The sequence below is a fragment of the Marinobacter sp. LQ44 genome, assembly GCF_001447155.2.
GTDB lineage: Bacteria > Pseudomonadota > Gammaproteobacteria > Pseudomonadales > Oleiphilaceae > Marinobacter.
The window spans coordinates 1070329-1090392 of the sequence record NZ_CP014754.1; the positions used below are offsets into that span (position 1 = coordinate 1070329).

General features: G+C 58.2%; 18 protein-coding genes. 9 read left to right on the forward strand and 9 right to left on the reverse strand.

The genetic code is table 11. The features are described from left to right. The first annotated feature begins 308 nt into the window (after positions 1–308). The 4 genes from ASQ50_RS04990 (at position 309) to lnt (ending at position 4153) form a co-directional block, all read left to right on the forward strand. Complete coding sequence (locus ASQ50_RS04990) at positions 309–1295, forward strand: PhoH family protein (RefSeq protein WP_058092042.1); 987 nt, start codon at positions 309–311, stop codon at positions 1293–1295. Further along, positions 1292–1765: an rRNA maturation RNase YbeY gene (gene ybeY / locus ASQ50_RS04995; RefSeq protein ID WP_058092043.1), complete on the forward strand. Its 474-nt coding sequence runs from the start codon at positions 1292–1294 to the stop codon at positions 1763–1765. The genes ASQ50_RS04990 and ybeY overlap by 4 nt, the downstream gene beginning before the upstream one ends. Then, a complete protein-coding gene (locus tag ASQ50_RS05000; protein ID WP_058092044.1) occupies positions 1762–2607 on the forward strand; it encodes an HlyC/CorC family transporter in 846 nt (281 codons plus the stop codon). The genes ybeY and ASQ50_RS05000 overlap by 4 nt, the downstream gene beginning before the upstream one ends. Positions 2608–2674: 67 nt before the next feature. Next, positions 2675–4153, forward strand: a complete 1479-nt coding sequence (gene lnt, locus ASQ50_RS05005) for an apolipoprotein N-acyltransferase (RefSeq protein ID WP_156510050.1) — start codon at positions 2675–2677, stop codon at positions 4151–4153. On the opposite strand, the gene ASQ50_RS05010 is transcribed toward lnt, so the two are convergent. Then, positions 4143–4688 (reverse strand): zinc ribbon-containing protein, encoded by a 546-nt coding sequence (locus ASQ50_RS05010; RefSeq protein WP_058092045.1) that lies wholly within the window; start codon positions 4686–4688, stop codon positions 4143–4145. The genes lnt and ASQ50_RS05010 overlap by 11 nt on opposite strands. Positions 4689–5089: 401 nt before the next feature. On the opposite strand from ASQ50_RS05010, the gene leuS reads away from it, so the two are divergent. The 5 genes from leuS to ASQ50_RS05035 all read left to right on the forward strand — a co-directional run bounded on the left by leuS (position 5090) and on the right by ASQ50_RS05035 (position 10465). Continuing rightward, positions 5090–7675, forward strand: coding sequence for a leucine--tRNA ligase (gene leuS / locus ASQ50_RS05015; RefSeq protein WP_058092227.1), 2586 nt, complete (start codon positions 5090–5092; stop codon positions 7673–7675). Between the two features lies 1 nt (position 7676). After that, positions 7677–8255 carry an LPS assembly lipoprotein LptE gene (gene lptE / locus ASQ50_RS05020; RefSeq protein ID WP_058092046.1) on the forward strand — a complete coding sequence of 193 codons (579 nt, stop codon included), beginning with the start codon at positions 7677–7679 and terminating at the stop codon, positions 8253–8255. After that, entirely contained in the window at positions 8252–9265 is a 1014-nt protein-coding gene (gene holA, locus ASQ50_RS05025) for a DNA polymerase III subunit delta (RefSeq protein WP_058092047.1), read from the forward strand. Before lptE ends, holA begins: the two co-directional genes overlap by 4 nt. Positions 9266–9375: 110 nt before the next feature. After that, on the forward strand, positions 9376–9639 hold the full coding sequence (locus tag ASQ50_RS05030; RefSeq protein WP_058092048.1) for a hypothetical protein: 264 nt from the start codon (positions 9376–9378) through the stop codon (positions 9637–9639). Between the two features lie 190 nt (positions 9640–9829). After that, positions 9830–10465 carry an endonuclease gene (locus tag ASQ50_RS05035; RefSeq protein ID WP_058092049.1) on the forward strand — a complete coding sequence of 212 codons (636 nt, stop codon included), beginning with the start codon at positions 9830–9832 and terminating at the stop codon, positions 10463–10465. Positions 10466–10731: 266 nt separating this feature from the next. On the opposite strand, the gene ASQ50_RS05040 is transcribed toward ASQ50_RS05035, so the two are convergent. The 8 genes from ASQ50_RS05040 to bioB form a co-directional block, all read right to left on the reverse strand. Beyond that, a complete protein-coding gene (locus ASQ50_RS05040; protein WP_058092050.1) occupies positions 10732–12522 on the reverse strand; it encodes an acyl-CoA dehydrogenase C-terminal domain-containing protein in 1791 nt (596 codons plus the stop codon). Positions 12523–12742: 220 nt separating this feature from the next. Continuing rightward, the gene (locus tag ASQ50_RS05045) at positions 12743–14542 is read right to left on the reverse strand and encodes an acyl-CoA dehydrogenase C-terminal domain-containing protein (RefSeq protein ID WP_058092051.1); all 1800 of its coding nucleotides are present in this window, start codon (positions 14540–14542) and stop codon (positions 12743–12745) included. A gap of 259 nt (positions 14543–14801) precedes the next feature. Then, positions 14802–15521, reverse strand: coding sequence for a putative metalloprotease CJM1_0395 family protein (locus ASQ50_RS05050; RefSeq protein WP_058092052.1), 720 nt, complete (start codon positions 15519–15521; stop codon positions 14802–14804). A 16-nt stretch (positions 15522–15537) separates the two neighbouring features. Continuing rightward, positions 15538–15783 (reverse strand): flagellar basal body rod C-terminal domain-containing protein, encoded by a 246-nt coding sequence (locus ASQ50_RS05055; protein WP_058092053.1) that lies wholly within the window; start codon positions 15781–15783, stop codon positions 15538–15540. Between the two features lie 49 nt (positions 15784–15832). After that, entirely contained in the window at positions 15833–16537 is a 705-nt protein-coding gene (bioD, locus tag ASQ50_RS05060; protein ID WP_058092054.1) for a dethiobiotin synthase, read from the reverse strand. 241 nt (positions 16538–16778) lie between these two features. Beyond that, positions 16779–17606, reverse strand: a complete 828-nt coding sequence (gene bioC / locus ASQ50_RS05065; RefSeq protein ID WP_058092055.1) for a malonyl-ACP O-methyltransferase BioC — start codon at positions 17604–17606, stop codon at positions 16779–16781. Then, positions 17603–18790 carry an 8-amino-7-oxononanoate synthase gene (gene bioF, locus ASQ50_RS05070; protein ID WP_058092056.1) on the reverse strand — a complete coding sequence of 396 codons (1188 nt, stop codon included), beginning with the start codon at positions 18788–18790 and terminating at the stop codon, positions 17603–17605. Before bioF ends, bioC begins: the two co-directional genes overlap by 4 nt. A gap of 196 nt (positions 18791–18986) precedes the next feature. Continuing rightward, positions 18987–20045 (reverse strand): biotin synthase BioB, encoded by a 1059-nt coding sequence (gene bioB / locus ASQ50_RS05075; RefSeq protein WP_058092057.1) that lies wholly within the window; start codon positions 20043–20045, stop codon positions 18987–18989. Positions 20046–20064: the final 19 nt, after the last annotated feature.

Here is a 20064-nt window from a genome sequence, read left to right on the forward strand (position 1 = left end):
CTGGCCTTGGCAGTTGCATGCGAACCATTGCTAGTGACTTCCTGGCGCCTAGGCCAAACTTCTTGGACTACACACTCTTGTTTTTCACACAACCGGCCTGCACATTAGTCAGACAGGCGAAGGGCTGGTGAGGCTTTCCAAAAATCTGGAGCGCCAGGGACGGCGCGACGAAGCCCTACACGGACGTACTTGCGGGCGTTTTTTGGAAAGCCTCACCAGCCCTTCAGCCAAACACCAGAACCAAGCAGCGAACTCCCCCGAATTCAGCTCCCAAACGAGCGGGGAAGATCCAACGAAACGGAGCAAGATTGAACACTCACGACACCAGACAATTTGACCTGCACCCGGTCAACCAGCGCCGCCTGGCCACCCTCTGCGGCCAGTTCGACGAACACCTGAAAATGATTGAAAAACGTCTGCAGGTAAAAGTCGGCCGCCGGGGCCACCACTTCCGGGTGGAAGGCCACACCGAAAACGTCGCCGCCGCCACCGAAGTCATCCGGCACCTGTACCGGGAAACCGAAGCCAGCGAAGATATTCCACCGGATACTGTGCACCTGTTCATCCGCGAAACCGGCCTAGAACGCCTGCCGGATGACGTGCCCTACGACGAGGGCCAGATAACAGTCATCAAAACCCCGAAGCTGACCGCCAAACCCCGCGGCCAGAACCAGCAAAAATACGTGCACAATATCCGCACTCACGACATCAACTTCGGCATTGGGCCGGCGGGAACCGGCAAAACCTGGCTGGCCGTGGCCTGTGCGGTAGAAGCACTGAAAGACGAACAGGTGAAACGCATCCTGCTGGTACGCCCCGCAGTGGAAGCCGGCGAGAAACTGGGCTTTCTGCCCGGCGACCTGGCCCAGAAGGTGGACCCTTACCTTCGGCCTCTTTACGACGCGCTCTATGAAATGCTCGGCTTCGACCAGGTTACCCGCCTGATTGAGAAAAGCGTGATCGAGATTGCGCCATTGGCGTTCATGCGTGGCCGCACCCTGAACAACTCGTTCATCATTCTGGACGAAAGCCAGAACACCACCCGGGAACAGATGAAAATGTTCCTCACCCGGATTGGTTTTGGCTCCACGGCGGTGATCACCGGCGACACCACCCAGGTGGACCTGCCGCGCGGGCAAAACTCAGGGCTGATTCACGCCGCCAGCGTGCTCAGCAAGGTCCCGGGTATTGGCTTTACCCGCTTTGAATCGAAAGATGTGGTTCGCCACCCACTGGTTCAGCGCATTGTGGAAGCCTATGACTCCTTCGGCGACGGGGGCTCAACCAGACCATGAGCACACTGACCGTGGATTTTCAGAGGGTTTATGAAGGACCTGGTGTGCCCGATGAAGGGCAGTTCCACGCCTGGGCCGAAAAGGCATGGCTGGGCGAGGATCCGTCTGAAGTGACGATCCGTATTGTTGGTGACGACGAAAGTCGGGACCTGAACCATCAGTACCGGGGCAAGGACAAACCCACCAATGTTTTGTCCTTCCCATTTGAAGCACCACCGGGTATAACGTTGCCATTGGCCGGAGATCTGGTGATTTGCGCGCCGGTTGTTGAGAGGGAAGCGCAGGAACAGCTTAAAGAACCTGTCGCCCACTGGGCCCATATGGTGGTGCACGGTATGTTGCACCTCCAGGGCTACGACCACATTGAAGAGCACGAAGCCGAGGCCATGGAAGCCCTCGAGGTCCGGCTGCTTGCGCAGCTCGGATTTGCTAACCCTTATGAAGCAGAGGAAACGGAACCAGACTCATGAGCGACGATCAGTCGAGTCGCAGCCAGGGCGGAAAGTCCTGGCTGGAGCGTATATCACAGGCCTTCTCCAGCGGGCCTGAGTCCGTCGAGGACGTGCTGGAGATCCTGCGGGATGCCGAATCTGAAAGCATCATTGATGCAGATTCCATGAGCATCATCGAGGGTGCCATGCAGGTGATTGACATGCGGGTGGATGAGATCATGATCCCCCGCTCACAGATGATTACCGTTAAGGCATCCCAGGATCCGAAGGAATTCTTGCCAGAAATCATGTCATCCGCCCACAGCCGGTTTCCGGTGATCGGTGAGAGCCAGGATGACGTCATTGGCGTGCTGCTGGCTAAAGATCTGTTGCCGCTGGCGCTCAATAACGAGCTGAACTGGACGAACATCCGGGAGATCCTTCGCCCACCCACGTTTGTTCCCGAAAGCAAGCGGTTGAACCAACTGCTCAAAGAGTTCAAGGAAAACCGCAACCATATGGCCATTGTGGTGGATGAGTACGGCGGCACTGCTGGCCTGATTACCATCGAGGACGTGCTGGAGCAGATTGTCGGTGAGATCGAAGACGAACACGACTTCGACGAGGAAACCCATATCAAGGCCCGGGGCGACGGCACCTACGCCGTGAAAGCCGTCACCCCCATTGAAGACTTCAACGAATTTTTCGAGACCATGATGGACGAGGAAGAATTCGACACCATCGGCGGACTGGTCCTCAAAGAGTTCGGTCACCTGCCCAGACGGGGCGAAACGGTTGAATTCGGCGGCTTGCAGTTTACTATTGCCAACGCCGATAACCGAGTCATCCGTTTGTTGCAGGTAACACGAAGTGAATCATGAGCCCGGCCTTCGCCACCCCCTGAACCTCCGATTTACCGACCATCCCTGGTTTGGCCCGGCAATTCTGATGATTGCCGGTGCACTCCAGACCCTCACCTTTTCGCCTTTCCATTTGTGGTGGCTTGGTCCCCTCTCGGTTTTTCTGATTGTGCTGGTAACACTCCATCAGCCTTCGGAAAAGCTGTTCCGCGCCGGATGGTTTATCGGCCTTGGCCTGTTCGGTTCCGGCGCAAGCTGGATTTACGTCAGCATCAGCGAGCACGGGAACACCTCGGTGCCGGTAGCCGTCCTGCTGATGGTCCTGTTTATCGCGGGACTGGCATTGTTCCACGGCCTTGCCTTCTGGTTCTGGGGCAAACTGGCCAAGGACAGCATGATCCGGCGCCTGATTCTATTTCCGGCCATCTGGATACTCGGGGACTGGTTACGGGGCTGGCTGCTTACGGGCTTTCCCTGGCTTTATCTCGGCACTGCACATACAGACGGACCACTTGGAGGCCTTGCCCCCCTTACCGGCGTACATGGCATCACCTTCTGGATCACGGTCACGGGGGCAGCCGCCTGCGCCATCTGGTGGCTTGTTCTGTCCGGGCGGCGCAAATCAGCAGCAGTCACCGCAGTATTCACCTTGCTGCCCTGGTTCCTGGCTCCGGCCATGAAACAAACCGACTGGACTGACCTGAGCGAGCAGCCAGTCACCTTTGCCGCCATGCAAGGCAACATTCCCCAACAGATCAAATGGGACCCGGATTTTCTGAGGGACCAGATCGTGGCGTACCTGGGCATGACCGAGGCCCACTGGCAACGCGACCTTATTCTATGGCCGGAAACCGCGATACCAATCCCGCAGGACCAGGCAGGCAAGGTGCTTGATCACATCCACGCAGAACTCGGCGATGAGAGTACGCTGATCACCGGCATTCCCTGGTACGGCTACAGCGATCGTATTGACGACTTCACTTTCCACAACAGCATCATGGCCATCGGTAATGGGGAAGGTATCTACCACAAACAGAAGCTGGTGCCGTTTGGTGAATACGTGCCGTTACAGGGCATCCTGCGAGGACTGATCGGCTTTTTCGACCTGCCCATGAGCAGCTTCACCCCCGGCCCCAAATATCAATCCCCGCTGGTGGCCAGTGGCATCAACATCACGCCTTACATCTGCTATGAAGTAGCCTACCCGGACTTTGTCGCCTTCAATGCCCGTAACTCCGGCTTGCTGTTAACCATCAGCAATGATGGCTGGTTCGGTGATTCCATTGGCCCGTTGCAGCACCTTCAACTGGCCCGCATGCGCGCCCTGGAAACCGGGCGCTACATGCTCAGGGGCACCAATAACGGCGTTACCGCGATCATCAACGAAAAGGGCGAGATCACCGAACGGATTCCGCAGTTCCAGCGGGCAGTACTGACCGGTGAAGTTTTCCCCGCCACTGGCAGCACACCCTTCATGCAGACCGGCTCGTGGCCGGTGCTGACCCTGGCGGTGATCCTGATCGTATTTGTGCGGGAGCGGGTGATCCCGAAAAACCCTAATCCTTAGGTGGCCAGCGGCTGGTTACCCGCTCGAAGTAGTGGGAGCCGCAGGCCTCGCAGGGGTGCAGGTGGCTGGTTTTGGTCAGGCACACCATGTGGTTGCAATTCGTACACTGGAACATACCGGCGGTGGCCACTTCACCCGAGATGTAGTGGCTGACGTCCTGGTTCTCCAGTTTCTGTTTGAGTTCCAGGGTGTCCACCAGAGTTTTATCGGCCACCGAAAGCAGTCGATCCGCCAGCGTGTATTCCAGTAACGAAATATCCAGCTGCAACCATTCTTTCAGGCCTTCACCGGTTTCCTCGACAAAGTTCAGCAGGTGCTCCAGGTCTCGCTCGAGGTAGGCGCCCAGCAGGTCGGCTTCCTCGCGGGTCATTTCCTCCAGTTCGTATTCAAACTCGACCGCTTTCTGAACCTCTTCCTCCAGGGTCTGAAGCGAGGTTTCCTGAAGCTCATGCAAACGGGTTTGTACCCGCTCAAGCATTCTGTCGTAAGCCTCAAGAGCTTTGCCTGAAAGGTGATTGCGTTCTGGTTCTGTCATATTCGTCCCGCCTGTTTTCCAGTTGTGGTGCAAGGGTCAGGATGTGGCAGCTCTTTCCGGGACACGCTGTAAATACGTCCCTGTACGCTTGACTGCAGCATCCATGCTGCAGACAGTCCCGGAAAGAGCTGCCACACCCTGCCCCCCGGACACTCATCCTGCTTTTAGCGAATCGCCGTCGAGCAAACACTTCCGCCCAAGAATACCCCTCGCAGGTTTGGGGTGCTGCCGGGGATGGCTTCCCGGCAGCACCCTCCACCAAACCCACGAATAACCTCCATACGGGAAGTCTGGCACAAGTCTGCGAATTTGGCAGACTACCTGTTAAGCCTTGGGTGCGTTAGAATGTTCGGCCCTTTCGAACCTCATTTTCACACAGGGTACTTTTGGTAATGGCAGGAATGGACGAACAATACAACCCACGTGATGTAGAGCAGACCGCCCGCGACTTCTGGGAAACCAACGAAACCTTCAAAGTGAAGGAAGAGCCCGGCAAGCCCAAGTACTACTGCCTGTCCATGTTCCCATACCCCAGCGGCAAACTGCACATGGGCCACGTTCGCAACTACACTATCGGCGACGTGATTTCCCGCTACCAGCGCATGCAAGGCAAGAACGTCATGCAGCCCATGGGCTGGGATGCCTTCGGCCTGCCTGCCGAAAACGCCGCCATTGCCAACAAATCCGCCCCGGCCAAGTGGACCCGGGCGAACATTGAGTATATGAAAAAACAGCTCAAGCAGCTGGGCTTTGGTTACGACTGGGGCCGCGAGCTGGCTACCTGCGATCCCGAATACTACCGCTGGGAGCAGTGGTTCTTTGCCCGCCTTTACGAAAAGGGCCTGGTGTACAAGAAGATGTCCACCGTGAACTGGGACCCGGTCGATCAGACCGTTCTGGCTAACGAGCAGGTGGTGGATGGCCGCGGCTGGCGCTCTGGCGCCCTGGTTGAGCAGAAAAAGATTCCCCAGTGGTTTATCCGCATCACCGATTATGCCGAAGAACTGCTGAACGACCTGGACCAGCTGGAAGACTGGCCCGAGCAGGTCAAGACCATGCAGCGGAACTGGATCGGAAAATCTGTCGGTACCGAGCTGACCTTCCCGCTGAAAGACCGGGAAGACGGCCTGACCGTTTACACCACCCGTCCGGATACCCTGATGGGCGTCAGTTACATGGCGGTGGCTGCAGAACACCCGCTGGCCAAGGCGGCGGCTGAACGGCACCGGGATGTGGCGGAGTTTGTCGAGCAGTGCCGAAACAGCAAGGTGGCGGAAGCGGAACTGGCCACCATGGAAAAGAAGGGCATCGACACCGGGTTCAAGGCCATTCACCCGCTGACTCAGGAAGAAGTACCTGTGTGGGTGGCCAACTTCGTGCTGATGGATTATGGCACGGGCGCACTGATGGCCGTTCCGGGCCATGATGACCGTGACCATGAGTTTGCCCTGAAGTACAAGCTGGCCATCAAGCAGGTGATAGCCCCCAATGACAGCCGCGACATCGACGTTCAGGAGAAAGCCTTTACCGAAAAAGGCGTGCTGGTGTCCTCCGGAAAATACAGTGGACTGACCAGCGAGGAAGCCTTCGACGAGATTGCGAAATACCTTGAAGATAATGGTATCGGCAAGCGCACGGTGAACTATCGCCTGCGGGACTGGGGTGTGTCACGTCAACGCTACTGGGGTGCTCCAATCCCAATGATGACACTTGACGACGGCACTGAAATGCCGGTGCCGGATGACCAGCTGCCGGTTCGCCTGCCGGAAGACGTCGAAATGGACGGCGTTCAGTCACCGATCAAGGCGGATCCGGAGTGGTGCAAAACCGAATACAACGGCCAGGCGGCTACTCTGGAGACCGACACTTTCGACACCTTCATGGAGTCGTCCTGGTATTACGCGCGCTTCTGCAGCCCGAATTACGACAAGGGCATGCTGGACCCGGCAGCGGCCAATTACTGGCTGCCGGTGGATCAATACATCGGTGGTATCGAGCACGCGATCCTGCATCTGTTGTACGCCCGTTTCTTCCACAAACTGCTGCGGGACGTTGGCCTGGTAAACAGCTCTGAGCCGTTCAACCGCCTGCTCTGTCAGGGGATGGTGCTGGCTGAGACTTACTATCGGGAAGATGAGTCCGGCAAAATTACCTGGATTGCCCCGGCCGATGTCACGGTCGAAAGGGACAACAAAGGACAAGTAGTGAAAGCGGTCTACAATGAGGACGGCCAGCCAGTTCAGATCGGCGGCGTCACCAAGATGTCCAAGTCCAAGAACAACGGCATCGACCCTCAGGCGATCATTGACCAGCATGGCGCCGACACCGTTCGTCTGTTCATGATGTTTGCTGCGCCACCAGAGCAGTCCCTGGAATGGTCTGACAGCGGCGTGGAAGGCGCACACCGCTTCCTCAAACGGCTGTGGCGTCTGGTCAATGAGCAGACCGCCGGTGGCCAGGTACCCGCCCTTGAGGCTGGCAGCCTGAACAGCGCCCAGAAGGATCTGCGCCGCAAGACCCACGAAACCATTGCCAAGGTCAGTGACGACATCAGTCGTCGCCTCACCTTCAACACCGCGATCGCCGCGGTGATGGAACTGCTGAACGAAGTCAGCCGACTGACAGACGACGAACCTCAGAGCCTCGCTGTTCGCCAGGAAGCGCTGGAAGTGGCGGTGCTGGTGCTGTCGCCCATCGTGCCACACATCAGCCATACGCTCTGGCAGGCCCTTGGCCATTCAGAACCCGTGGTTGATGCCGGCTGGCCGGTTGCCGATGAGAGCGCCATGGTCCGCAGTGAGATTGAAGTGGTGCTGCAGGTCAACGGCAAAGTGCGGGCAAAAGAGAGCGTGCCCGCAGACATCGGCAAGGCGGACCTGGAAAAACTGGCGCTGGAGAACGAAAACGTTATGCGCTTCACCGATGGCAAAACCGTGCGCAAAGTCATCGTTGTACCCGGAAAGCTGGTTAACGTGGTGGCTAACTGATATGCCCCTGGTGCCCTTCGTTCTGAAAGCCCTCAAGCTGCCGCTACTGGCAACGCTGGCAACCGCCATACTTGCCGGCTGCGGCTTTCAGTTACGGGGCACCTCACCGGTGCCGGCTTCACTGCAACCCCTGGCGGTTGACTGCCCCGACTCATTGCCTGGCCGCTTCTGCCAGTCGGTGCGAGATCAGCTCAGGCTAGGGGGCATTGATCTGCAAGATGCCTCATCCGCAGACTACGTGCTTCGGCTGAGAAGCTACCAGCAGGACCGCCGGGCGTCCGCCATCACCGCTCAGGCCGCCGCAGCAGAATACATACTGCGTCACCAGGTCACGATGGAGTTGCTGACCGCTGACCGGATCCCACTGATCGCCGCGACTGATCTGACCACGAGCGAGACCTATCGTTACGACGAAACCAATGTGCTGGCCAAGCAACGGGAAGAAGAGGAGCTGAGGCAACAGCTGGGAGACCGGCTTGCGCAACAGGTGCTCTTCAGGCTGGCACCGATGACCCGGGCCCGGATTGAGGCGGCCATCGCAGAGCACCAAGCAAGCCAGAAGCAAGCTGACGCGCCATGAAGACCCAGCCCGGCCAACTCCCGCAGTTACTCAAGAAAGGCCTGGCTCCGGTCTACCTGATTTCCGGAGACGAGCCCCTGCTGGTGCAGGAATGCTGTGATCTGATTCGAAAAACTGCCCGCGATGCCGGATATCAGGATCGCCTGACCTACCACGCCGACCATCACCTGGACTGGAATGCCGTTGCCGATGAATGCAATGCCATGTCGCTGTTTGCCGAGAAACGGCGCATCGAGATTCATTTACCAACGGGCAAGCTGGGTGATGGCCGAAAGGTACTTGAACAGGTTCTTCAGGCACCGCCTGAAGACATTATCCTGCTACTCATCAGCGCCAAGCTTGACGCCGCAGAAACCAAACGCAAGTGGTACAAGGCCCTCCAAGGCTGCGGTGTCCATGTACCGGTCTGGCCAGTTGAGCCCGACAAATTTGCCGGCTGGCTGCAGCAACGGGCCAGCGGACAAGGCCTGAGCCTTACCCGCGGGGCCCTTGGGATGCTCGCGGAGCGGCTTGAAGGCAATCTTCTGGCTGCCAGCCAGGAACTGGACCGGTTGGCGTTGCTGACGGCGGGTAAAACCATTGACGAAGAGACCATTGAGCAGGCGGTGCAGGACAGCGCCCGTTTCAACGGCTTCGAGTTGGTCACCGAGTTACTCGCCGGTAAAGCCGCCCATGCGGGAAAGATCATTGGAATTCTTCAGCAGGAAGGCGACAACCCGCTGGGTTTGTTGAGTGTGCTGGTGCGAGACCTGCACATCATCATCGAACTTAAAACCGCTTTGCCCCCGGGCGAAAGCCCGTCGGGATTCCTCAAGAAACGCGGGGTGTTCCAGCCCAGGCGTGCGTCTGCTATCCAGCAGGCAGCCCGGCGACTGACTATGCGCCAACTGCATCGCGCCATCAGTTTGTGCAACACCACAGACCGGTCCGCAAAGGGGTTTGATGACCTCACGCCGTGGCATCACCTTCGGGACCTGTCGGCAGTCCTTGCCGGCAGCCAACCGAACTGATCCAGGTCAATCCAATGCGAACCTGCGGAAAACCCTGACCCCCCTCTTGACAGTTTTTTACATTCCGGCGCATTGTAGACTCCTGAACTCATCAGGGAAGGAGAATCGCTATGAGCCTGCAAGACGAATTCAACAAACTGTCGGAAAAAATCAAGCAGTACCGTGACGAAGCCCGCGTGCAGCTGCACCTGGCCAAGGAAGATGTAAAAGATGAATGGGATGACCTGGAACAAGACTGGGATCGCTTCCGCCAGAAGTTGGACCAGGTCGTTCACGATGCGGAGAATGCGAGCCATGAGGCACGAGACACCGCTCGCAAGTGGGGTGAAGACCTCAAGACCCGCTATCAGGACATCCGCAACAAAATGAAATAGATTGTTAACGCGTTAACAATTTGCAACAGGAACGATCCGCACAGGGGCTTCTCTATTTGAGCCTCTGTGTCATACTTCACAGAAAAGAGTGAACACTCCGTCATACTTTTGTCAGGTTGTTCATTTTGCCATCAATCGCTCGTCGCGATGGCCACGGTATATGCCGTGCAATGTGAGGTATAACGGTCCTATGAAAAAAATAACGTTAGTTCCCATCACACTTATACTCGCCCTCTCAACCACTCTGGTGATCGGCCAGAATACCCGCTTCAGTGACCCGGAGACGGTCGTGAAAGATCAGTTCTGGGGCAATCTCTATGCGAACGGTGGAACGTCGTTTTTCTGTGACGCGCCGTTCACCAGCAAGGGGTTTGTGATGACGGATGGCTATGTCTATCCGCCGGCTGATATCCGCAGCGCGCTGAATTGCGGCACCACGAGCCAATGCAAGCAGAACAGTCAGTACCGTCAGATTACGTCGGATCTTCACAACATGGTGCCGGTTCGCTCGCGGGTAGAGATGAGGAGGCGGAATGCCCGCTATGAGAATCTGGGCGATGCAACGCGGGCAGATGATTGCGGCATTCGGGAGAGCGCACAATTCTTTGAGCCGCCGGAGCACGTGAAGGGGGATGTTGCCCGCACGATGGCCTATATGGTGGATACTTATGGACTTCCCTGGCTTGGGTCGACGTCGGTATTCCAGGAGTGGAATGAGCTGGATCCGCCGGATGATCGGGAGTTGGCGCGGCATCAGCGTATTGCCGAGATTCAGGGTAACGAGAATCCGTTTGTGGTTAATCCTGGGTTGATTAATCGGCTTTGAGGCCAACTTTGGTGCAGGCACCGGTCAGGGTATGGCTATCCAAAACACGCTGTGAATACATCCCTGTACGCTCTGCTCCGCCATCCATGGCTCCGCAAGGTTTTGGATAGCCATACCCTGACCGGCGCCCGAGCTCTTGTGATACGCTGCACAAGGTTTCGGAAGGGGCTACCCGAACCCCCCGCCCGAGCATTTCAGTTCGCTTCAAACAAAAAAGCAGGCCGCTTGGGCCTGCTTTTTTGCTATCTGAGGTAACGAAACCCGAATCAGATTTCGTTAGCCGCCAGAGCCATCATCGCATCGCTGCCACTGCGGATGCCTTCGGCCAGAGACACGGTCTTTGGCAGCAGGCGGTCGAAGTAGAAGCGGGCTGTTTTCAGCTTGCCGGTGTAGAAGCCGGAGGTATCGCCCTCGGCTTTCGGTGCGGCGGCTTTAACGGTTTTGGCCCACATGTACGCCAGGGCGGTGTAGCCAAACATGTCGAGGTAGTCGACAGCGGCGGCGCCGATGGCGTTGGGGTTGTCGCCGGCTTGTTTGATGACGTGTTCGGTAACGTCAGACAAGCGCTCCAGTGACGCAGCCAGCGGCTCCAGGTAAGGCTTCAGGGCTGCATCGCTGCTGTTTTCTTCGATAAAGTTCGCCACGTCCTGCACGAACAGTTCGTACAGTTTGCCTTGGCTGCCAACGACCTTACGGCCCATCAGGTCCATGGCCTGGATGCCATTGGTGCCTTCGTAGATCTGGGTGATGCGGCAGTCCCGTACCAGCTGCTCCTGGCCCCATTCGCGGATGAAGCCGTGGCCACCGAAGACCTGCTGGCCGATGATGGTGGTGTCCAGGCCGCGGTCGGTCAGGAAGGCTTTGGCGACGGGGGTCAGCAGGGCAACCATGCCTTCGGCGTGTTGGCGCTGCTCGTCGTTGTCGGAGTACTTGGAAATGTCCAGCCACTGGGCCACGTAGGTGGAGAATGCACGGCCACCCTCTACGTAGCTCTTCATGGTTAGCAGCATACGGCGCACGTCTGGGTGTACCAGGATCGGGTCAGCGGCTTTTTCGGGCTGCTGGGCACCGGTGGGAGCGCGGCTCTGGATGCGCTCGTTGGCGTATTCACGGGCGCTCTGCAGGGAGGCTTCGGCAGCGCCGATGCCCTGGATACCCACACCCAGGCGCTCGTAGTTCATCATGGTGAACATGGCGGCCAGGCCTTTGTTCTCTTCACCAACCAGCCAGCCTTTGGCGCCGTCGAAGTTCATCACACAGGTAGCGGAGGCCTTGATACCCATCTTTTTCTCGATGGAGCCACAGCTGAACTGGTTGCGCTCGCCCAGGGAACCATCGTCGTTCACCATGAACTTGGGTACCAGGAACAGGGAGATACCTTTCGGGCCCTTCGGCGCGTCCGGGAGCTTGGCCAGCACCAGATGGATGATGTTCTCAGCCATGTCGTGCTCGCCCCAGGTAATGAAGATCTTGGTGCCAGTCACGTTGAAGGAGCCATCGCCGTTCGGCTCGGCCTTGGTGCGGATAATGCCCAGGTCGGTACCGGCGTGGGGCTCGGTCAGGTCCATGGCGCCGGACCAGACACCGGAGTACATGTTGGGCAGGTATTTCTCTTTCAGCTCCTGGCTGCCGTGAGCGTCCAGGGCCAGGCAGGCACCGGCGGTCAGCATCGGAGCCAGGCCGAAGGCCATGTTGGCGCCCTGCATCATTTCTTCAAACTGGGCCACCAGTGTTTTTGGCATGCCCATACCGCCAAAATCGGGGTTGCCGCCAAGGCCGTTCCAGCCACCTTCCACGATGGTCTGGTAGGCTTCTTTGAAACCTTCCGGAGTGGAAACTTCGCCTTCGTTCCACTTACAGCCCTGCTCGTCCGCCTCGCGGTTCAGGGGCGCCAACACGCCACTGGTGATCTTGCCCGCTTCTTCAAGAATGGCGTCAGCGGTGTCGGGGTCTACGTTTTCTGCAATCTTTGGCAGTGACGCCCACAGGGAGGGTGCGTCAAACACTTCGTTCAGAACGAAACGCATGTCACGAAGGGGTGCCTGATAATCAGCCATGTAAAACTCTCCAGAAATTCAGTCAGTCACTTGGGGGACATGAAAAACGCCTTCTCGATGAAGGTCTGATAATCCCCCGCTCGGCTATGTGTCCGAAACAAGGTTGTTGTTCTATGGCGCGCTATTCTACCTCAAAACACGCCCGGGACTCATGAAAAAAGCCCGCCTCCGGACGGAGAACGGGCTTTTCCTGTGCCATCAACCAGATAGCAACCCCGCCTTAGATAGCGAAGGCTTCTTCCGGCATATCCAGCAGGCTGTCAGAGCCGGCCAGCATGGTTTCTGCGTGGGTCTTGGTGCGCGGCAGCAGACGCTTGAAGTAGAAGCGTGCAGACTGCACCTTGGCGTTGTAGAACATCTCTTCGGAGGTGCCATCAGCCATCTTGTCCAGTGCCACTTTGGCCATACGGGCCCACAGGTAGGCGAATACCGCGTAACCGGAGTACATCAGGTAGTCCACCGCAGCGGCACCGACTTCTTCACGGTTCTTCATGGCGGTCATACCAACCTTCATGGTCAGGTCGCCCCACTCTTTGTTGATCGCAGCCAGCGGCTCGATAAACTCTTTCAGCTGCTCGTTGTCGGCGTTCTCTTTGCAGAATACGTGAACCTGCTTGGTGAACACTTTCAGAGCTTCACCCTGGGTCATCAGGACCTTACGGCCCAGCAGATCCAGCGCCTGGATACCGGTGGTACCCTCGTAGATCATACCGATGCGGGAGTCACGTACGTTCTGCTCCATGCCCCACTCAGTGATGAAACCGTGGCCACCGAATACCTGCATACCCAGGTTGGCAGACTCGTAACCGATTTCAGTCAGGAACGCCTTGGCGATCGGAGTCAGGAAGCCCAGCAGCGCGTCGGCGTGCTTGCGCTCTTCTTCGGTCTTGCCACTGTGGACCACGTCCACTTGCTGACCCGCCAGGTAGATCAGGGCACGGGCGCCTTCAGCGACAACCTTCTGGGTCAGCAGCATGCGGCGCACGTCCGGGTGCACGATGATCGGATCAGCGATGCCGTCCGGGTTCTTCGGGCCGCTCAGGGAGCGCATGGCCAGACGGTCTTTGGCGTAGGCCAGGGAACCCTGGAAGCCCAGCTCAGCGGCCCCCAGACCCTGGATAGCGGTACCGATACGGGCGGTATTCATGAAGGTGAACATGCAGTTCAGACCCTTGTTCTCAGGCCCGATCAGCCAACCCTTGGCGCCGTCAAAGTTCATGACGCAGGTGGCGTTACCGTGGATACCCATCTTGTGCTCCAGGGAACCACAGGATACCGCGTTGCGCTCGCCGGCAGAGCCGTCTTCGTTTGGCAGCTGCTTGGGCACGATGAACAGGGAGATGCCCTTGGTGCCTTCCGGTGCGCCCGGCAGACGTGCCAGTACGATATGGACGATGTTCTCGGCCATGTCGTGCTCGCCGGCAGAGATGAAGATCTTGGTGCCAGTGATGCTGTAGGTACCGTCAGCGTTCGGCTCGGCCTTGGTACGCAGGGTGCCCAGGTCCGAACCACAGTGCGGCTCGGTCAGACACATGGTGCCGGTCCACTCGCCACTGATCAGTTTGGTCAGGTAGGTCTGCTTCTGCTCTTCGGTGCCGTGGGCTTCGATGGTATTGGTAGCGCCGTGGCTCAGGCCCGGGTACATACCCCAGGACCAGTTGGAGGTGCCAACCATTTCACTGATGACCAGGCCGATGGAGTGAGGCAGGCCCTGGCCACCGTAGTTGGGGTCGGCAGTCATGGACGGCCAGCCACCTTCAACGTACTGCTGGTAAGCCTCTTTGAAGCCAGTCGGCGTCTTTACGCCGTCTTCGCTCCAGGTACAGCCTTCCTGGTCACCCACCTGGTTCAGCGGAGACAATACCTGCTCACAGAACTTTGCACCTTCCTGGATGATGGCATCGACCATATCCGGAGTTGCATCTTCGGCACCTTCCAGATTGGCGTAGTGCTGCTCACTGTTCAGCAGCTCGTTCATTACGAATTTGATATCACGCAGGGGCGCTTTGTACTCAGGCATGGAATCCACCTCGGTTTTCGGACTCGGCTGAAACAGATAACAGCCTTGGGCCTTGGGTTTGCTCAGACACTGCGACGCATCGCATCACAGCCTTAATTAAACACTTGTTTGAAACATACGTTTTGCGACACAGAATTGTCAATAGCCTTGACTAAAATTTGTGTTGCATTGTGTGTTCGCCAAGGCGGAAAACACCGGCAAGATAATGATTGGGGAACCGCCGGAGCTGGCGGGCTGAGAGATGGAACAGGCGAGCAATTCAGGCAAATATGGACGTTGGTTCGCCGAACACACTGTCGGCACCCTGCATGGCGGAAACGCTGCGGTAGGTTTCATTGGCCTGGCGGGCATTGCCGGGCTGGCCTTGGGCTGGTTCGTCCCGAGCCGTTCCGACACCCGGCGCTGGCTCACGCTCGCCTTCGCCCGCCGCCAGTTCAGACTGCGCCTGCAACATGGTCTGCATGGCTTGGGCCGCGACAGCCCGATCCTGCGCTGAGGGTTGCGCCGGGGCCATAGCAGCCGCGCGTACCACGCGCATTTTTTCGATGGTCGCCTGCGGATCGCCGGCAACCGGAGACACATCGATGGGGACTTCACCGCCCACGGCGTACTGGGCGCCATCGGGGCCGCGCTGATAGGTGAACGACATGGCTCCGGCGTATTGACCGCCAACCGCCTGGTGCGCGGCCTCATGGGCCCGCACCTCCCGGTCCCTGGCCTTGAGTTCGCTTAACTCCTTGAGCTCAGCGTCTGTCAGGCCCTGTGGATTGGCCCGGGCACCCGATTCCGGATCGGTGGACCGATTGGCAGTTCGGCCCTCTGGCGATTGCTCCACGCCCCGCGAAGAATCATCAGCGTCGGTCGCAAAGCCTTCACCTGGCGTGACAGGGGACGACCCACTCGACGGAATACTGTTGGCCGCTGGGGCGGCACTGGCAACCGTCGGGTAGGCAGGAGGAATGGAAGAGAGAATATTCATGGCTCAACGGCCGGGATCAGGCACGGATATCCAGGAGCGTTCCCAGAGTTTCGTCGGCGGTCTTCACAACCTGCGCAGACGCCTGAACACTGCGCTCGTAGAGCGTCATTTCAATCAGTGGCTCAGCCAGATTACCCGAACCCTCAGCAGAACCCTGAGGGCCGTCAACACCGCCACGGGCAATCTTCCGGGCCGCATTTTCCATACCCGCCATGCCATCCTGGATACCTTGAATACCAAGAGAAAGGGTGTTGTTGATCATGTCTAGGCCACCTATGACAACAGATTGACTTATTTACTCACAAATCTGGTCAAATTTCAATCAACGGGCGAATATTCAGGAATCTTGCCAGGACTTCCGGCAACTGATCAGCCGGAGTGCCATCCAACCACGGCAAAACACCCAGGCATGGTGCTCCGAGGTGCGTTGTCAAATAGTTAAGGGTGTCCTGCTCACAGCTCATGACTTCCTCTTCGGGATGATTGGCTACCCAGCCTGCCACGAACAGACCATCGGCCCTGATGGCCTCCGCGGTGAGCATGGCGTGGTTGATACAACCAAGTTTCAGGGGCACGACCATTACCACATCCAGCCCCAGCTCCCGCGGCACCGCTGCGTAGGTTTCCCGATCGTTGAGGGGAACCCGCCAACCACCAGCACCCTCAATCAGCATCAGGTCGGCGGGTCGAATCTGCAGGCCACGGCAAAAGCCCACAAGGCGCTGGGCCGTGATGTTCTTGCCCGCCTGTTGCGCCGCAACGTGGGGGGCAATGGCCGGCTCCAGTGCGATGGGGTTGAGGGCATCGTAGGGAAGCTCTTCGGTAATGGCCGCCTGCAGCATCAGGGCGTCTTCATTACGCAGTCCATCCGGGGTCTGCTCGCACCCTGACGCTATGGGTTTCATCGCCAGCGTGCGTTTACCCAGCTGTCGGGCAGCCTCCAGAATGGCAGCAGCAGCGATGGTTTTGCCCACGCCGGTGTCGGTGCCTGTTACGAAATAGGTTTTCTTTGCCATTTTACGGGGTTCCTGCTGCATCTGTTTGGGGTGCCAGGTGAGGGTGTGATGCGTCTTTCCTAACCGACACTTTGGTGCTTGGCTGAGGGTGTGGGTACGGCTTTCCGGGACACGCTCAAGACTTCCATGTGCGCTTAGCTTTCGCCATCCATGGCGAAAGATAGTCCCGGAAAGCCGCACCCACACCCTCACCTCAAACTTTTGTGTTTGCCGTCTTAATCTTGTCCCGTTTCTTTCCTTTCTAACGAGAGGTTTTAGTCCAGTACAGCCAGCCTGCGTGATAGCTGGCGACGACCAGGCCGTCTTCCGTGCTCGGATAAGCAGCACACATCGCCTTGAATCGTCCCGGGGCGGTGATGGTTCTGCGGCGCTCTTCGCCTTTGAACACGGCGCCGAGGTGTTTGAGTTCCCGGTTCAGGGCCATGGGGGAATCATATGGTAAAGCCAGGGTTGCCGTCTCCAATGTAGATCCGGGGAGCTGCTGGCCAGTCAATCGCTTCCAGTCCGCATGGTGGGTAAAACGGTTAACGTGGGGCTGGCCGGGGTCGGCGTAGGCCCAGGCTTGCTTGAGTTCTTCCAGGGTGCCTTCCAGCAAGGTGGAGATGGCGAGGATGCCGCCGGGTTTGAGGATTCTTTGGCATTCGGCCAGGACGAGTTCCGGGCGGGTGCTCCACTGGACCATCAGGTTGCTGAAGATCAGGTCGGTGCTATTGTCTGGCACCGGGAGCTGTTCGGCGTCTGCATTGAGCCAGCGGATGGTCTCGGAGCTGCTGGCTTTAGCCTGTTCCAGCATGCCGGGAGCCAGGTCTGCGCCGGTGATGGCAGCGTTCGGGTATTGGCTTGCCAGTTTGCGGGTGAACCAGCCGGTACCACAGCCGAGATCCAGGATAGTTGTCGGCTTCAGGTTCTCCGGTAGGTGGGCGAGCATGGTGTCGCCCATGGTTTTTTGCAGGCGAGAGGCACTGTCGTAGGTCTGACTGGCGCCGCCGAACCCCCGGGCAATACAGGCTTTACTGCCGGTTCCACCTTCGGCACGGGTTATTGCCGTCAGATCGCTGTAGGCGCTCATACCGCAACAGACTCCTGAGCGGCCTGCTCCGGTAACAGGGAATGGCACTGAGCCAACGCTTGCAACAACCGATCAAGCTGTTCTTCAGAATGCGCGGCGCTCAGGGTTACCCGCAACCGTGCTTCGCCCTCCGGAACCGTGGGCGGGCGAATGGCAGTGACCAGTATGCCCTGCTCCTCCAGCGCCCGGCTCAATGCCAAAGCTGCATGGTTATCCCCCACCATAATGGGCTGGATGGGCGTGAGCGATGGCATCAGCTGATAGCCCAGCTGCTGCGCCCCGGAACGGAACCGGGCAATCAGTGCCTGCAAATGGGAGCGGCGCGCATCATCCTGTTCGATCAGATCAATACTGGCACAGCTTGCCAGCGCCACCGCCGGCGGCATGGCAGTCGTGTAAATATACGTTCGAGCCTTCTGTACCAGATAATCCATCAGTACCTCCGGCCCGGCCACAAACGCACCACTGGTGCCCACCGCCTTGCCAAGAGTACCAATCAAAACCGGCACCTCATCCTCCGACAACCCGGCCTCCAGCACACTGCCCCGCCCCTGGGGACCAAGCACGCCAATACCGTGTGCATCATCCACCACCAACAGGGCATCGTGGGCCTTACACACCCGGGCAAGTTCCTTCAGCGGCGCGATATCACCGTCCATACTGAACACACCATCGGTCACCACCAGCTTGTGCCCCGACGTCTCAGCCAGCATCCGCTCCAAGGCTGCGACATCCCCGTGCCCATAACGCCGAACCCGAGCCCGGCTGAGGATGCAGCCATCAATAATCGACGCATGATTCAAACGGTCAGAAAAAATTGTATCCCCACGCCCTGCGAGTGCAGAAATCACACCCATGTTCGCCATGTAACCGGTGGAAAAAAACAACGCCGAACTACGCCGGGTAAACGCCGCCAGCCGCTGCTCCAGCTGATGATGGGCATCATGGTGACCACACACCAGGTGCGATGCTGCACCACCCAACCCGGTCTCGGCCAACGCGTCCCGCAGCGCGGCAACATTGCCAGAGTGATTAGCCAGCCCAAGATAATCGTTGCTACAGAACGACAACAGTTCCGCCCCGTCCGCCACCAGCTCCGGCTTCTGCGGCCCGGAAACCAGGCGACGGGACCGGTACAAACCGTCCCGTTTACGCTGTTCAATCTCCAGGGCGAAATCACGCATAGAAAAAGTACCTAAATCAGCTGCTGTTGTACGGAATCCACGAACGGCGTTTGGCGTGAAGGTCGGGTAAGGCTTTCCGGAACTATAAAGGGCCAGGGATGGCCCGTCCTAAGCGCACATGGACGTCTTGAGCGTGTTTCGGAAAGCCTTGCCCGACCTTCACCCGCACCGCACAGAACGCCCAAAACCAGAAACCTCAGGCAGACTCCCGAGTAGCGTCATAAAACATATGCCGCGTGGCCTCATACTCCACCGCCTCGGCCAGCGCCTCAGCCTCCTGCTCCTCGGTAGCACACTGCTCCCGCTGCTCCGGCCGAATCCCCAGCTTGCGGAACAACTGCATATCCGCATCCGCCTCAGGATTGGACGTGGTCAGCAGCTTCTCGCCGTAGAAAATGGAGTTGGCACCGGCCATAAAACACAACGACTGCATCTGCTCATTCATCTGCTCGCGACCCGCAGACAAACGAACGTGGGACGCCGGCATCATAATCCGCGCCACCGCAATCATCCGGATAAAATCAAACGGCTCCAGGTCCTCCACATCCTCCAGCGGCGTACCCTTTACCTTCACCAGCATATTCACCGGCACACTCTCCGGGTGCTGCGGCAGATTCGCCAGCTGAACCAGCAAACCAACGCGGTCATCTTCGTCTTCACCCATACCCATGATGCCGCCACAGCAGACCTTCATGCCGGCCTTGCGGACGTTATCCAGGGTATCCAGGCGGTCCTGATAGGTGCGGGTTGTGATGATGTGGTTGTAATACTTCTCCGACGTATCCAGGTTGTGGTTATAGTAATCCAACCCGGCGTCGGCCAGCTCGCGTGCTTCTTCTTCCTTCAGCATGCCCAGGGTCATACAGGTTTCCATGCCCAGGGATTTGACCTGCTTTACCATATCGAGGACATAAGGCATGTCTTTTTTGGACGGACTGCGCCAGGCCGCCCCCATACAGAACCGGGAAGCCCCTTTCTGCTTCGCCGCCCGGGCTTCCGCCACCACCTTCTCAATCTCCAGCAGCTTTTCCTTCTCCAGCCCGGTGTTGTAATGGCCACTCTGGGGGCAATACTTGCAGTCTTCCGGGCAGGCGCCCGTCTTGATGCTCAACAGGGTGCTGACCTGCACTTCGTTTGGGTCAAAGTGCTCGCGGTGCACGGTCTGGGCCCGGAATAGCAAATCGTTGAACGGCAGATTGAAAAGATCCCGGGCTTCCTGAAGTGTCCAGTCGTGACGCAGTGCTGTGGCGGTCATGGCAAAGTCCTGTTAACCT